Here is a 409-nt window from a genome sequence, read left to right as displayed (position 1 = left end):
GATTGCGAACTGGCCCGCCCCATCACTGAGGATGACGGTGCCGTCGAGGGCCTTTGCCTCGGTCAGACCGCCCCACAACGCGCCTTCACTGGCGATGCGGAACGGATCCAGAGGGCCATCCGTCACTGGCGATGCGGAACGGATCCAGAGGGCCATCCTTGGGCTCCAGGCCATGGGCGAGTAGATGGGCGTCCCATGACGCCACGTCCTCGAACCCGGACGGCTCGCGCCCGGCATGCAGAAGATCCGTCGTGATCACCGGCAGCCCGCGCTCCAGCATGTAGGCGCGTGAGGCGGCGTTCAGGATCCACCGGGCCGACCCGCCGTGCAGGAGCCGCAGGAAGTTCAGCCGGCTCTTCGACTTGGTGGTCGTGAACACGGCGAACCGGTCATTGCCGATTTGCGTGCA

At 66.5% G+C, this 409-nt stretch carries 1 pseudogene; it reads right to left on the bottom strand.

What is annotated here, in order from left to right:
- Positions 1-85 precede the first annotated feature (85 nt).
- A pseudogene (locus tag AU465_RS07920) lies at positions 86-409 on the bottom strand (hypothetical protein); the annotation flags it as partial.

Origin of the sequence: Mesorhizobium silamurunense (genome assembly GCF_014843905.1) — a bacterium.
In the GTDB taxonomy this organism is placed as follows: Bacteria; Pseudomonadota; Alphaproteobacteria; order Rhizobiales; family Rhizobiaceae; genus Mesorhizobium; species Mesorhizobium silamurunense.
This window is presented reverse-complemented; position numbering and strand designations above follow the sequence as displayed.